This is a genomic window from Candidatus Defluviilinea gracilis (genome assembly GCA_016716235.1).
GTDB classification, from domain to species: domain Bacteria; phylum Chloroflexota; class Anaerolineae; order Anaerolineales; family Villigracilaceae; genus Defluviilinea; species Defluviilinea gracilis.
The window spans coordinates 215,876-230,430 of record JADJWS010000003.1; the positions used below are offsets into that span (position 1 = coordinate 215,876).

Annotated in this window: 15 protein-coding genes; 10 read left to right on the top strand and 5 right to left on the bottom strand. The window is 54.6% G+C overall.

What is annotated here, in order from left to right; all coding sequences use genetic code 11:
• The first annotated feature begins 26 nt into the window (after positions 1-26).
• From IPM31_14835 to IPM31_14845, 3 genes are all read left to right on the top strand, one after another.
• Positions 27-1,712, top strand: a complete 1,686-nt coding sequence (locus tag IPM31_14835; GenBank protein ID MBK9008257.1) for an NADH-quinone oxidoreductase subunit D — start codon at positions 27-29, stop codon at positions 1,710-1,712.
• Positions 1,713-1,833: 121 nt separating this feature from the next.
• Complete coding sequence (locus IPM31_14840; GenBank protein MBK9008258.1) at positions 1,834-2,508, top strand: 4Fe-4S binding protein; 675 nt, start codon at positions 1,834-1,836, stop codon at positions 2,506-2,508.
• 79 nt (positions 2,509-2,587) lie between these two features.
• Positions 2,588-3,664 carry an Mrp/NBP35 family ATP-binding protein gene (locus IPM31_14845; GenBank protein ID MBK9008259.1) on the top strand — a complete coding sequence of 359 codons (1,077 nt, stop codon included), beginning with the start codon at positions 2,588-2,590 and terminating at the stop codon, positions 3,662-3,664.
• Between the two features lie 239 nt (positions 3,665-3,903).
• On the opposite strand, the gene IPM31_14850 is transcribed toward IPM31_14845, so the two are convergent.
• The 3 genes from IPM31_14850 to IPM31_14860 all read right to left on the bottom strand — a co-directional run bounded on the left by IPM31_14850 (position 3,904) and on the right by IPM31_14860 (position 5,832).
• A complete protein-coding gene (locus tag IPM31_14850) occupies positions 3,904-4,707 on the bottom strand; it encodes a hypothetical protein (protein ID MBK9008260.1) in 804 nt (267 codons plus the stop codon).
• Positions 4,708-4,862: 155 nt separating this feature from the next.
• Complete coding sequence (locus IPM31_14855; GenBank protein MBK9008261.1) at positions 4,863-5,297, bottom strand: LysM peptidoglycan-binding domain-containing protein; 435 nt, start codon at positions 5,295-5,297, stop codon at positions 4,863-4,865.
• 127 nt (positions 5,298-5,424) lie between these two features.
• On the bottom strand, positions 5,425-5,832 hold the full coding sequence (locus tag IPM31_14860) for an ester cyclase (protein MBK9008262.1): 408 nt from the start codon (positions 5,830-5,832) through the stop codon (positions 5,425-5,427).
• A 199-nt stretch (positions 5,833-6,031) separates the two neighbouring features.
• Here IPM31_14860 and IPM31_14865 point away from each other — a divergent pair, with 199 nt between their 5' ends.
• From IPM31_14865 to IPM31_14895, 7 genes are all read left to right on the top strand, one after another.
• Positions 6,032-6,970, top strand: coding sequence for a stage 0 sporulation protein (locus IPM31_14865; protein MBK9008263.1), 939 nt, complete (start codon positions 6,032-6,034; stop codon positions 6,968-6,970).
• The gene (locus tag IPM31_14870) at positions 6,954-7,682 is read left to right on the top strand and encodes a PIG-L family deacetylase (protein ID MBK9008264.1); all 729 of its coding nucleotides are present in this window, start codon (positions 6,954-6,956) and stop codon (positions 7,680-7,682) included. Before IPM31_14865 ends, IPM31_14870 begins: the two co-directional genes overlap by 17 nt.
• Before the next feature lie 103 nt (positions 7,683-7,785).
• Complete coding sequence (locus IPM31_14875; protein ID MBK9008265.1) at positions 7,786-8,976, top strand: amidohydrolase; 1,191 nt, start codon at positions 7,786-7,788, stop codon at positions 8,974-8,976.
• Positions 8,977-9,056: 80 nt separating this feature from the next.
• Positions 9,057-10,601 (top strand): diguanylate cyclase, encoded by a 1,545-nt coding sequence (locus IPM31_14880; GenBank protein MBK9008266.1) that lies wholly within the window; start codon positions 9,057-9,059, stop codon positions 10,599-10,601.
• 406 nt (positions 10,602-11,007) lie between these two features.
• Positions 11,008-11,532: an ArsR family transcriptional regulator gene (locus IPM31_14885; GenBank protein MBK9008267.1), complete on the top strand. Its 525-nt coding sequence runs from the start codon at positions 11,008-11,010 to the stop codon at positions 11,530-11,532.
• 216 nt (positions 11,533-11,748) lie between these two features.
• Positions 11,749-12,654: an NAD(P)H-binding protein gene (locus IPM31_14890; protein ID MBK9008268.1), complete on the top strand. Its 906-nt coding sequence runs from the start codon at positions 11,749-11,751 to the stop codon at positions 12,652-12,654.
• On the top strand, positions 12,651-13,142 hold the full coding sequence (locus IPM31_14895; protein ID MBK9008269.1) for a hypothetical protein: 492 nt from the start codon (positions 12,651-12,653) through the stop codon (positions 13,140-13,142). Before IPM31_14890 ends, IPM31_14895 begins: the two co-directional genes overlap by 4 nt.
• Here the strand turns inward: IPM31_14895 and IPM31_14900 are convergent.
• Positions 13,139-13,747, bottom strand: a complete 609-nt coding sequence (locus IPM31_14900) for a DUF2726 domain-containing protein (GenBank protein ID MBK9008270.1) — start codon at positions 13,745-13,747, stop codon at positions 13,139-13,141. The genes IPM31_14895 and IPM31_14900 overlap by 4 nt on opposite strands.
• Positions 13,748-13,757: 10 nt before the next feature.
• On the bottom strand, positions 13,758-14,555 hold the full coding sequence (locus IPM31_14905) for a histidinol phosphate phosphatase (GenBank protein MBK9008271.1): 798 nt from the start codon (positions 14,553-14,555) through the stop codon (positions 13,758-13,760).

A 14,555-nucleotide genomic window follows, 5' to 3' on the forward strand; every position in this document is an offset into this window, starting at 1 on the left:
TCGATCTGGTCGCCCGATTCCCCGGCATGGTCCAAGCCGACGCGCGCCCCGGCTACTCCGGCTTCATCGTCGAAAAAGATTCGCTCATCGAAGTTGCCACCGCCGTCCGCGACGAATTCGGCTTCGACTTGATGACCGCCGTCACCGGCGTGGACTATCCGCCCGACAAAATGGAAGTCGTCTATCATGCCTACCGCACCACCGGTGGACCCGGCTTAGTGTACAAAGTCCAAGTCCCGCGAACAGACCCGGTGGAAGTCCCATCATTGATCCACCTGTATCCCGGCGTAGACTTGCAAGAGCGCGAAGCATGGGATCTGCTCGGGATCAAATTCACCGGTCACCCCGACCTGCGCCGCATTTTGATGTGGGAAGGATTCGAAGGTCACCCGCTTCGCAAAGATTGGAAAGAGGGCTTCTACGAGGAAGATACCAAGCCGTTCAAAAGCCGTTGGCCCGATGGGCAGTTCTACATGGCGGAGGATAAAAATCCGTTCAAGGATAACCTCGCCTTCCCGCAAAACTTCGACCCCGAAAAATGGATTCCCGAAGGCGACGCGTTGCTCTACGGCGCGTTGGCGCGTTACACGGTGAAACAAGAGGACGGACTCAACACCGACCGTATCGTCATCAACATGGGACCGCACCACCCCTCCACGCACGGCGTCTTCCGCGCAGTGATGACCCTCGACGGCGAAACGATCGCCGGGCTCAAACCCGTGCTGGGCTATCTGCATCGCAACCACGACAAGATCGGCGAACGCAACACATTCCTGCTGAACATGCCATTCACCGACCGCCTCGATTACTTCAACTCGATGACCAACAACTTCGGCTACGCCCTCGCCGTCGAAAAACTGATGAAGATCCCCGTCGCCGAACGCGCCGAATACATCCGCGTGATCGTCTCCGAGTTGAGCCGCATTCAAAACCACCTCGTCTTCATCGGCACATTGCTCAACGACCTCGGCGCGATGTACACGCCCTCGCTGTATGCCTTCGAGGAACGCGAACTCATCCTCGACATCTTCGAAGCCATCTCCGGCGCGCGCATGATGTGCAACTACTTCCGCTTCGGCGGCGTGGTGCGAGACATCCCCGACGACGTGATGCCGAAGATCAAAGATCTGGTTTACGACCGCCTGCAATACAAGACCGACGAACTCGACCGCATGTTGACCGAGAACGAAGTGTTGCTCTCGCGCATGAAGGGCGTGCGGATGATCAACGCGGAGGACGCCATCGCCTACTCGATCACGGGTCCTGTCCTGCGCGCGGCTGGGGTGCCCTACGACATCCGCCGCGCCGACCCCTACGGGATCTACGACCGCTTCGACTTCGACGTGGCGGTGCGCTACAACGGCGACCTGATGGACAACTACCTCATCCGCATCGACGAGATTCGCCAATCCCTGCGGATCTTGGACCAAGCCATCAAACAGATCCCACAGGGACCGATCAACTCGCAGAAACCGCAGTATCAGGTCCGCGTACCGGCCGGCGAAGCGTACGGACGAGTCGAATCGCCGAAGGGCGAACTCGGCTACTACGTCGTCTCGAACGGCAAGCCGAATCCATGGCGTTATCATGTGCGCCCCGCGTCATTCGTCAACGTCACCGCGCTGGAGAAAATTTCGATCGGCACCAAGATCGCGGACTTCGTGGTCCTGCTCGCCATGTTCGATATGGTGATGGGCGAATGCGACCGCTAAAACATTACCGCAAAGCACACCACGGTCACGAAGGAGTGAGCCGATGAAAGCGTGTCCGTTTTCCCCTGTGCGGGCTTTGCGTCCTTCGTGGTGAAAGGTCTTCGATAAAGGAGAACTCAGTATGTACGGAAAAGGAATACTCAAAGGTCTCGGCGTCACCGCAAAACGATTCTGGGAAACATACACCGAAGATATCGCGTGGGTCTTGCGCGGCAAAAAACGCTATTACACCGAAGAAGGCGTGAAGCACCGCTCGAGCAAAGATCAGAAAGGCATCTTCACGGTTCAATACCCGGAAGAAAAATTGATCCAGCCCGAAGAGGCGCGTTTTCTGCCGTTCCTTGTCTACAATGAACTGCCCGACGGCAAACGCGAAGTCCTTTGCACCTCGTGCGGCATCTGCGCGAAGGTCTGCCCGCCGCAGTGTATCTGGATCGTCCGCTCGAACGACCCGCAGACTGGACGCCCCATCCCCGAACCGACCGAGTTCTACATCGACGCGGACATCTGCATGAACTGCGGCTTCTGCGCCGAATATTGTCCCTTCGACGCGATCAAGATGGATCACGATTTCGAGATCGCTTCGTACGGGCGCAATGTGTACAACATGGAAAAACTGCTCAAGTCGAGCGAGTATTACAAAAGCATCCGCCCGTTGAATTATGAGCGCGAGGAAGCCGCGCGCATTGCGGAAGCGGAAGCGAAGAAAGCCAAAGAAGCGGCGCGAGCGGCAACTGCGGCGGCACAAGCCGCGAAGCCTGCTGGAGCAGAAGCGGCGTCATCATCATCAGCGTAGACACGTAAACAAGTAGACAGGTAGACACGCGTGTACATGTGTACGTGTATACGTGTCTACAACCCTCAAAGGAAACCAAATGACATCAATTACACAAGACGCAATCCTCCATGCCCTCAGCGGCGTGCAAGAACCCGACCTCGGACAAGACCTCGTCTCCCTCAACATGGTGAGGAACATCGAGATCAACGGCGGCGACGTAACATTCACCGTGATGCTCACCACGCCCGCCTGCCCGTTCCGCGGGAAGATCGAAAAAGATTCAAAAGATGCCGTGATGAAAATCGACGGGGTGAAGTCGGTCGCCGTGAAAATGGATTCGGATGTGCCGAACGATGGGCGTATGCGCGGACTGGTCAAAACCCCGATTCGCAACGCCATTGCGGTTGGTTCAGGCAAGGGAGGCGTCGGCAAATCGACAGTCGCGGTCAACATTGCGGTGGCTCTCGCGCAAAGCGGCGCGCGCGTCGGTCTCATGGATGCGGATATCTACGGACCCAACACCCCTACCATGCTCGGCGTGGAAAAACTGCCTCCCCCGCAGGGACAACGCCTCATCCCTGCCGAAGCGTACGGCGTGAAAATGATCTCGATGGGGTTGCTCGTCAAGCCCGGTCAACCCCTCATCTGGCGCGGACCGATGCTCAACTCGGCGATCCGTCAATTTTTGGGCGATGTGGAATGGGGCGAACTGGATTACCTAATTGTCGACCTACCCCCCGGCACCGGCGACGCGTCGTTGTCGCTGGCGCAATCTCTCCCCCTCAGCGGCGCGGTGATCGTCACACTCCCACAACTTGTTTCGCTTGAAGACGCGGGGCGCGGACTCAACATGTTCAAGACTCTCGAAGTTCCGATTCTCGGCATTGTTGAAAACATGTCCTACCTCGAACTGCCCGACGGCACACACATGGACATCTTCGGCACAGGCGGCGGCGAACACCTCGCGCAAATGACCGGCACGCCGTTCCTCGGCAAAATCCCTATGGATCAGAACGTCCGCATTGGAGGCGATACGGGCAGACCGATCATCGTGTCGCATCCCGATTCGCCGGTGGCAAAAGCCCTGCGCGAGATCGCGGAAAGCCTGGCGGCAAAGGTCAGCGTGGCGGCGCTAGGCGCAAAGAATGATGTGCCGATAAATATTATTGAGTGACGTATCCACGCCACAAAAGACCTGACGCAGCGTCAGGTCTTTTATGGCGTCTCACTGATGTTACGACGCCTTCCCGAAGGTTTGGATAAACAACCAAACCCGATTCACGAGAACCTTCGGGGTGTTCTGCGCAAGGTAAGTTATAACTCCAGGACTGACGCAGTTGGTGGGCAGTTGTACTGCCGCCGCCGCAGTGCAACTACGGCGCAACGGGTTCAATTGCGTAAGTCCTAAACTCATTATTTTTGGTTTGGAAGGATCCCCGGCAATAAAACCGCCGCAAAGGGGAGGAGAAAGATCAATCCAAACAAGAAGACTCCACTACTCCCATTTCCACCGGGAACCGGCGTGTCGGTAGGCGGAGGCTCTGGTGTGTCTGTGGGTGGAGGCTCAGGCGTATCCGTTGGCGGGGGCACCGGAGTATCCGTTGGGGGAGGTTCGGGGGTATTCGTTGCGGGCGCGGAGGTATCTGTCGGTATCGGCGTGTTGGTCTGTGTCGGCGGAACATCCGTATCGGTTGGGGCGGGTGTGTATGTTTCGGTTGGCGCCGCCGTGTTGGTTGGAACAGGCGAGTTGGTCGCAGTGGGGACTTGTGTATTCGTTGGGACCAGTGTATTGGTCGGCAATGGCGTCTTTGTAGGGAACGACGTAGAGGTCGGCGGCTGGCTCGTCGGGCTTTCCAATAAGCCACCCCCATTGCTTACCCGAGTAAGGAAGGCGAAAATTGGCGGAACAACCGCAGGCGTGGGTGAGGCGAATCCGCTGGCCGGGGTTAGCGATCCTGCCCCGGGCGTGACGGAAGGACCCGTCACTAAAATTTTGAAAAACGAGTCTGAAGTGGGCGTAATGAAAAGGTTGGCAAACGCTTGCTGGGTTAAAATTCGGTCGAGCGGCGTAGGCGTGGGAGATTGGCGGGGCGCCAGCACAACATCGGAATGGGCATCCCGGCCGCCCGCAACAAGGTATGGAATGCCGAATGCCAACAGACATACGAACATTACAACAACGGGAATGGCAAAACCCTGTTGTCTTTGGGTTTGCATAACTACAAAATTCTCCTCATAACCACAACAAAAGCGGATATCACAAAATTGCCAGGGAAATTATCCCACAAAACATCCGCGCCGGTATGGGTAAATAGTACAAAAAGCGCAGACCGTTTTGATCCGCGCTTTTGAATGTTCCGGTTGGCAACAGGTCAGTAAATGTAGATCACTTGGCCCGCGTAGATGTAGTTTGCATTCGGGATGCCGTTCCTCCATTGCAAGTGACTGACCGTCACGCCGTAGTACATGGCGATCCCGCCCAGCGTATCGCCCCGGCATACCACGTAGTAACTGCCGTATGCGTTGTACCCGGGTCCGCAGTAATACGAAACTGGATCGTATCCGCCGGGGATAGATAACACCTGCCCGGGGTAAATGTAGTACGAGTAATTTACCCAAGGGTTCGCCGCGACCAGCGACGAGAGCGACACCCCACAGTTCCGGGCAATTTTGGCGAGCCAGTCACCCGGCTGGACGTAGTACGTGCTTGGACAAGAAGACCAAGCCTGCGCGCGGGTCACGGTCGAGAAGGACGCAACCAGCAGGGCAACAACCATCAAAATTTGAACAATACGTTTGCCGTTCATAGAAACCGCCTCCTTAGAAATTGACGTGTGAACACTACTTACAACCCCAGTGTACAAACTTCGGTGTCAAATTTCAAGCATGACCTTTGGCATGTTTTTGAATGAGGCAGTCCCCAGCCTGCCGAACCTACCTCTTCGTCACATGCCCCAACTTCTCAAGCATTCCGAGAAAATCGCGCTGCGCCCACCTCTCCGCGATCTTCCCGCCCTGGAAGCGGAAAATATCCACGCCGGTAAAGGTCACACAGCGGTTGACAGGCGGAAATCCGCGAAACGAGCCGGACTGGGTGGCTGTAAACTCCACCCGCGCCACAACCTTGTCGCCCTCGGCGATCAAATCCTCGATTTTGGCTTGGATGTCCGGGAAAATTCGCAGCATGACGGCGTACAACTTCTTGAAATTCTCCAACCCCGCCCCCCGCGCGGCATGATCGTCAACATTATCAAGGATCATTTCGTCGGCAAGGTCGAGCTTCCTTTCGTTGACCAGTTCCTCATAAAAGCGGCGGATCGCCGCCTTGTTCTGTTCAGACATACATTCTCCGAATTTATGATTTATGTCCAGCGTTCTCAATGCTACCATTGAAATTTTTTTCACGGGAGTAGATCCTGATATTCCGAAGTCGAAGTCAAGGCGGCGTATATGACGCGACATTGACAGCCTAAAACGCGAGGTAAATCTCGCGTTACGAAGGGAACAGCCTTTAAAACTTGCTTACGGTATAATTCCGACTATGCAAACACAAATTATCGGAGTCCGCTTTACCAAAGTGGGCAAAATCTATCATTTTGACACAACGTCCGTACCGGACGTGCAGATCGGCGAACACGTGATCGTGGATACCTCGCGCGGCAAACACCTCGGCGAGGTCATCCGCGTGGAGAAGGAAACGCCTCCCAAACCGGAAGGCGGCTGGAGGTCCGTGGAGAGGCGCGCCACCCCGCGCGACCTGCTCCTGCTCCAGTCGTGGCAATCCAAACAGACCGAAGCGATGATCAACTGCCGCGCCCGCGCATCCGAACTTAAACTCGAAGGAGTCAAGATCGTCGCCGCCGAATATAACTACGACGGCTCGCGCCTCGCTTTCCTTTTCAGCACAGAGACCGAAGAAAAAGTTGACCTCAAGTCGCTGAAAAAAGACATGCACAACTTGTATCCGAACACGAACATCGAACTGAGGCAGATCGGTCCGCGCGACGTGGCGAAGATCATCGGCGGCATGGGCGCGTGCGGGATCGAAACGCGCTGTTGCTCGAAGTTCCTCACCGACTTCTCCCCCATCTCGATCAAGATGGCGAAAGAGCAGGGCATCTCGCTCACGCCGGAGGAGATCACCGGCATGTGCGGACGTTTGCGATGCTGTCTCATTTACGAATACGAGCAATACGTCGAAGCGCGCAAATCATTGCCGAAGCGCAACAAGCGCGTGGTCACGCCGAAGGGCGAAGGCAAAGTGATTGACGTGTTGCCCATGAGCAACAAAGTAATGGTGCTGCTCGAAACCGAAGAAGGCAAACGGTTCACCGAAACCTTCGACCACACCGACTTGCAACCCTGGGATGAACTCGAAGCCCTGCGCCGCAAATCGAACGCGCCCTGCGACCGTCACAACTCCGGCGGATGCACGTGCGGCAAATCGAGCCCATTGAAAAAACATGGCAGACAAAACTAACGCGTGGGAAACCTCCCAAAAAATTCTGGTAATTCTGGCTCATCCAGATGATCCAGAATTTTTTTGCGGCGCGTCGCTCGCCAAGTGGGCGCGCGCCGGGCACGAAATCACCTACCTGCTTTTGACGTGCGGCGACAAGGGATTCAATCCCACCACACAGCCAGACATGACGACGGAGAAACTGTGCGCGCTTCGCCATGTGGAACAACGCAATGCGGCGAATGTCATCGGCGCAAAAGCGGTTCATTTTCTCGACGTGGAGGATGGTTACCTCACCCCCAACCTTGACCTCCGCCGCGACATTGTGCGCGAGATCCGCCGCCACAAGCCGGATATCCTCGTCACGTGCGATCCGCAAAACCTATTTGCGATGTACGGACTCAACCACCCCGACCATCGCGCCTGCGGACAAGTGGTGTTGGATGCGGTCTTCCCCGCCGCAGGGAGCAAAGTATTCTTCCCCGAATTGATTGATGAAGGCTTCGAACCTCACATGCCGAAAGAAGTTTGGTGCTCCTTAACTCTCCAGCCAAACACCATCCTCGACGTGACCGACACGTGGGATGTAAAACTCAAAGCCTTGTTTGAACACACAACGCAAATACAAGAACCCGATAAACTCGCCGAGCGCATGAAATCCCGCCGCGCCGAAGACAGCACCGAAGAAAATCCGCGCTATGAAGAAAAGTTCAGAGTCGTCAAATATAGTTAACGATGAACACGCAATATCCAACAACTTAGTCGCAGTCTCTATTCTCTATTCTCTATTTCTCCAATTCTCTTTTGCAATTACCACTTACCCAAAGGAGCCTCCTATGCCCAACTTCCTCCAGCACGCCGAAGAACTCTTCCCCTACACCCAGACCCTGCGCCGCGATTTTCATAAACATCCCGAACTTGGGTTCAACGAGATCCGCACGGGCGGCATCGTCGCCAAAGAACTCGAAGCCCTCGGGCTTGAAGTGACCAAAGGAGTCGGCAAGACCGGCGTGGTCGGCTATCTCGAAGGCTCGCGCCCCGGTCCGACGATCCTCCTCCGCTTCGACATGGACGCGCTCCCCATCAACGAAGAGACCGGTGCGGAATATTCGTCCACGAATCCCGGCGTGATGCACGCCTGCGGACACGACGGTCACACCGCCATCGGACTCACCGTTGCGAAAATGCTCCACGCCCACCGCGACGAACTCGCAGGCAGTATCAAGTTTTGCTTCCAACCATCCGAGGAGGGAACGAACGGACAAGAGGTCGGCGGCGCGTTGATGATGATGCGCGACGGTGTTTTAGAATCGCCCAAGGTGGAAAAGACGTTGTCGCTTCATGTGTGGAACGACAAGCCTGTCGGCTGGTTGAGCGTGGCGAAAGGACCCGTGATGGCTGGCGCGGAATTGTTCTCCGTCAAATTGACCGGCAAAGGCGGGCACGGAGCCGCGCCGCACACAACCGTTGACCCGGTCGTCGCCGCGGCGCAGATCGTCACCGCGCTTCAAACGGTCGTCTCGCGCAACGTTCCCCCGCTCAAACCGGCGGTGATCAGCGTCACATCCATTCACGCTGGCTCCGCGTTCAACATCATCCCTCAAACCGCCGAACTCAACGGCACGATTCGAAACTTCGACCCCGAGGTTCGCAAGATGGTGCTGGCGCGTTTCGAGGAGATCGCGCGCGGCGTCGGCACGTCTATGGGATGCGAAGTGGAGATCACGCTCAAGCAAGTCACCCCGACAGTCATCAACGATGAAACCGTCACCGAAAGCGTGTTCAAATCCGCGCAGACGCTTTTCCCCGAAGCCGAGATCGAAACCACTCCCTACCTGACCATGGGCGCGGAAGATATGGGCTATATGCAGGAACAAGTGAACGGCTGTTACTTCATGATCGGCTCGGCGAACGATGAAAAGAATCTCAACTACAACCATCACCATCCCAAGTTCGATTTTGACGAACGCGCCTTGGTCACCGGCGCGGCGCTGATGGCAACCGCGGCGGCGGATTTGTTGAAGTAACATGCGCCCCGCACCGGGAAGCCGCTTATCCGAAAACCATCCATGGGATGGATGTTTGACCTTGCGGAAAGGCGCGGTCAATGCTTCCCCCTAACACGGGCGTTAGCGCCGCCTTATTCATCGCGGGGGCGCTATGCCTTGTCGGGGTTTTTATCACTCTGCACGTTCGCAACAGCCCGACAGGCGCGTCATCATTAATAACCTTGCTGTTCAGTTTATGCTGGTGGGATATTACGTACGGTTTATTTTTAGCAAACGCGCCCTCGCTGTATCCTAATTTTTGGCTGTATACCGTTTACGTGGGAGTCGTTTTTACCCCGCCGTCGGTGCTATGGTTCGCCATACAAATTTCGGGGCTAACTACATGGTCGAAGCCTTCGCTCGTCGTCGGTCTGTACGCCGTCTCCGTTCTGGTTTTGACGCTCCTGGCAACCGACTCGTACCACGGCTTATTTTTTGAGGGACGCGAAATCAAAAGCGCGAAAATGATCTTAAGCGGAGGTCCGATCTTCTGGGCAAACCTCGCCTACTCCTACGCGCTCATGTTGACCAGCCTGTTCATCCTGATGCGCCGTTTCAGAAAAGCGGCTGGGATCTACCGAAAGCAATTGGGGATCATTTTGCTCGGCATCGGCATTCCGTGGGTCAGCAATTTTGTTTTCGTCGCCGGGCTAAGTCCGCTGCCAAACATGGACAACACCCCGCTGTTCTTTACCGTCACAGGAATTATCTTCACATACGCGCTGTTGCGGTATCGTTTGTTGGATATCATCCCGATCGCGCGCGATGTCTTGATCGAGAACATGAGCGACGGCGTCATCGTGCTGGATTCGCAAAACCGCCTGGTGGATTTCAACCCCGCCGCTCTACAAAGCCTCGGGCTGGAGCAACCGCCTCAAATGGGGCAACCCGCCAACGAGATGTTCGCCAAATGGCCAGAACTCACGGAAGATTTCGCCGGCGTCAACGACATTCGCGTCGAGCTATCCTTCGACCAGCCGACCCGCGCCTTCCTGGATTTGAAAATTTCTTCGTTATACGATCGTCGCTCCAACTTTCTGGGACGACTCATCGTTTGGAGAGACATTACCCCGCTCAAAAATGCCCAAGCCGAATTACAAGAACAAGCCACCCGCGATCCATTGACCGGATTGTACAATCGCCGCTACCTGAGCGAGGTGCTAACGCGCGAACTGGCGCGCGCCGCCCGCGAAAATGATCCGATCAGTCTGGCAATCATTGACATCGACGATTTCAAGCGCTTGAACGACACCTACGGTCATCCCGCCGGGGACACCGTACTACAGGGCTTCGCGCGGCAACTCCTCAACCAAACGCGAGTTGAGGATACGGTCTATCGGTATGGCGGCGAGGAATTTCTCGTTCTCCTGCCAAATTGCGCGGGCGCAAACGCCATAAAAATTGCGGAGAAATTGAGAATTTCTTTTCAAGATTCGAACACTGCCTACAACATCGGAACGAAGGGGATTACCATTTCCTGCGGTATTGCGGAATTCCCAACCGATGGAAAAACCAGCGAAGAACTCATCGCTACAGCGGACCAATTCCTCTATCACGCGAAAGCGACGGGCAAGAATCGCGTTATTGCGCGCGCAAATCGTTGAAAACGATGAAGCGCGGAAACAGCGCCCAATTACATCATGCGCTGAAGCAAACGCGACATGAATGTTGCGTTACGAGAACCGAATCGCCTCAATATCTTTTTGGACGCAGACCCTTGCACCGCCCGCAAGGGCAGGTGAAAACGCTGATTTCGCTGATTCAAAAGAAAGAGAATCTGCGGTGTCAGCGCGCTTCGCGGTCAGTGTCCCGATGTTGAAAGTGTGCGTTAATCAAATCGTCCGCTTTTTATTTTCGACTTTGGGGGCAACTTATTCATGACAAACAGTCTACGATCATCAATCCCAACGCGCTAAATTGCCTGCTACACGAACGAAAAACCTTGACAGACTGCTATCTTAGTTATATACTTCGTTTAGTAATTACTAAACATACATAACGAGACAGTCCATGCCGCAATCACTCACAAGCATCAAAAAAGACTTTACCGAGGGCTTGAGCCAGATCAGCCGCTTCTGGGGATTCCCCAAAGGGATGGGCGCGATCTTCGCTGTGCTATATCTCTCCCCCGCTCCTCTATCACTGGATGAAATTGTCGCCGAGACCGGGTTGACCAAAGGCGCGATCAGCACGGAAATCCGCGCATTGGCGCGTATGGGACTCGTCCACCGCTCGACCAAACTCGGCGACCGCAAGGATTATTACGAAGCGGAAGCCGATTTCTACGCGGCGATCAAATCCATTTTGAAGGAACGCCAGAACAGCGAATTCGACCGCGCCATCGGTTCGGTAAAAGCCGCATTGACGGCGATGGACGAGAACTGGGTGGAAAACGACGAGTGGAAGTTCACGTACAAGCGCGTTCAGGCATTACAGGAATTTTTCGACGCAGTTGACAGTCTGTCGAAAGCTGTGATCAAGTTAGAGAGCCTGGGCTTGTCGAATGTTTCGAAAGTGTTGAGCGTGTTGAAATAGACTTTATCGGTAATAAGCACCTTTGTTGGACGCTGAAAAACGCAGATTTTTTTCTCTTTGAATCAGCGTTCATCTGCGTCCCAAGGTATTTCCGATAGAGTCTAATAATTGATCGTGTCATTCTACAGGCATTCACGCTACGATGAATATCTTTCAAGCGATAGACGAGACTCTTCGGTCGCTATCGCTCCCTCAGAGTGACATGAAGGAGTCAAAATGAAAATCGCAGTCACAGGCGCGTTCAGTTATACGGGCAAGTATGTCACAACAAGGTTACTTGCTCGCGGCGAGGAAGTCATCACACTGACCAATCACCCAAACCGCCCCAACCCATTCAACGGACAGGTGAAATCGTTTCCGCTTGATTTCGACGAGGCGAGCATGACCAAATCTCTGCAAGGCGCGGATGTGCTGGTCAACACCTATTGGGTTCGGTTTGATAAGGGAAAGAACACACAACCCCGCGCGGTGGAAAATACGCGCAAGTTGGTCAATGCCGCGAAAGCCGCCGGGGTAAAGCGCATCGTTCACGTCAGCATTGCCAACCCATCGGCAGACTCGCATCTTCCATATTATTGGGGCAAAGCGGCGAACGAGAAAGCCGTGATCGAATCGGGGATTCCCTACGCGATCATCCGCCCCACTGTGCTGGTCGGCGGCGGGGAGGATATTCTCATCAACAATATCGCTTTTCTTCTGCGGCGACTGCCCTTCATGCTTATCCCCGGCGACGGCTTGTATGGAATTCAGCCGGTTCACGTGGACGATGTGGCTGATCTTCTTGTGGAAGGCGCGTACAGCAAAGACAGTTACATCACTGACGCGGTTGGGGCCGAGAGATACACGTTCAAGGAGTTAGTCAAACTCGTGGGTGAAACGATCGGCGCAAATCGGCTCATCATTTCCGCGCCGCCGCGGCTGGCATTGCTTGCCTCGCAGTTCTTGAGCCTGTTTCTCAATGACGTGCTGCTCACGCCCGAAGAAGTGGATGGTTTGATGGGAAACTTGCTTGTTTCCAAAGACCCTGGGCGGGGGAAGATAAAGTTTTCAGCCTGGCTGGAAGACAACAAGAATGCGCTTGGAAAAAAATATGCCTCGGAGCTCGCGAAGCATTACCGATGAAAACAGTAGATTACCTTCGTTCTTCACTCCTGTTCCCGTACTTGCTATGGTTTGTCGCAGCACTCATACTTGCATTTGAAAATGATCGGTCTTCGATATTTGCTACGGGGCACGCCAACGAAACGATAATTACGATTGCCATCTTTTACACCTTCGGAATAGTTATTTGGATATTCCCGTATTCAATTCTCGCAGGCATTTTGTGGTTTTGGAGTTTCGATCAATCTACAAATAGAATTGTGAAAGTTTTTGTCCTTTCACCTCTCATGATGACAGTACTTGTCGCTATTGAGATTCTCCTCTTTTCCATTTCAACAAACGATGGGGTTTCCATCTCGGATTTCTTTGATACGGTAGTAGCTGTTGGTCTATTCTCCATCCCATTTGGATATTCGATCATCGCGATTGTTGTGGTCATTCATAAATTATTACAGGTTGCGAAGTTGATTCAACCTGAAAATGAGATACCCCCAACACAATCACCTTAATCGATCCTCACCATGCCGCTGCAAGTTGGGTTATCCATACAGCCGTAGTAGCGTTTGCCTTTGTCGGGTCCGGTGCGGTGCATTCGCAGGACCATCATTCGCCCGCACACGGGGCAATGAGGAACCGAATCAACTCTCCCCGTGGCGCGAAGCGGTCTCGTCTGCTTCACTTTGAGAATCGCGAGTTGGAATAATTCCGCCAGGTCGTCTTCCGAATACTTTTCGCTGGACATCACATGCACGAGCGGAAGTCCCGCGCTGAGGAAGAGGTCGCCAAGGAATTGGTCGGCTTCGCGCGTTTCCGATTTGCCGACGGGCTTCACGAGTTCGATACCGAACACAGGCTGGAGGGTCTTCGGGTCGCACAGCAAAAAATCCACATGCTTGCGAAAAATTTTGTTGAAAAAATGCACGTTCTCGTTGGGGCGTACAATATAAAAAACGTCGCTGAGCGCAACTTTGGGACAGACCACATAATGCCTGCCCGCCATGTTTTGCAAAGCGCGAAACAACGCCAACTCGGGCGCAGACATGAACTTTTCGCGCAGGCGATACGGAAGACGCTCGTCTTGAATTTTCACTTGAGTGGATTCCCGAATCGCCATGGTGAGCCCATTATACACGCATCAACTTCAGGACTTTCGATTTGAGCGCGCCATTGACGGCGATTCCCTCCCCGTGAGTGTGACCCTCTTTGCCGCTCCATGAGCCGAACCAGCCCCCCGCCTCGCGGAAGATGGGCGGCATGGGCGCCACATCCCAAATTTTGATGGACGGGTCGAGCATGACTTCGGCGCGGCCCGTGGCGACCATGTGATAGCCGTACGCGTCGGACCAGCCGCGCCCGTAGAAACATTCTTTGTGCATGTTCTCGAACACGTCGAGTCGCTTCTTCGTGCGGAAGCCCGACCAACTCGTATACGTGAACACCGCCTCTTTCAAATTTTTCACTTCTGAGACGCGCGCGCGTTTGCCGTTCCACCACGCGCCAAGACCGTCTGCCGCGTAGAGGATCTCATCCAATGCGGGGAAGCACACCACGCCGACACGCGAGACGCCTTCGATTTCCAATGCGATCAACACAGAGTAAAACGGCACACCCTTCATAAAGGATTTTGTGCCGTCAATGGGGTCAACGATCCAGCGGAAGGGATTCTTTCCCTCACCCCTAACCCCTCTCCCAGTGGGAGAGGGGGATTCTTCGCCAAATTCTTCTCCCACAATTGCGTGACTCGGGTACGCCTTCCCGATCTCGCCGCGGATGAATTGCTCGGTAGCGCGATCCGCCGCAGTGACGGGGGATTCGTCCTTTTTCTGGTCGTATCGAATGCCTTTGTTGTAATAACTGAGCGTGATCCGCCCGGCGCGGTAGGCAAGTTGGCGGGCAAAGCTGAGGTAGGAATCTAGTTTCAT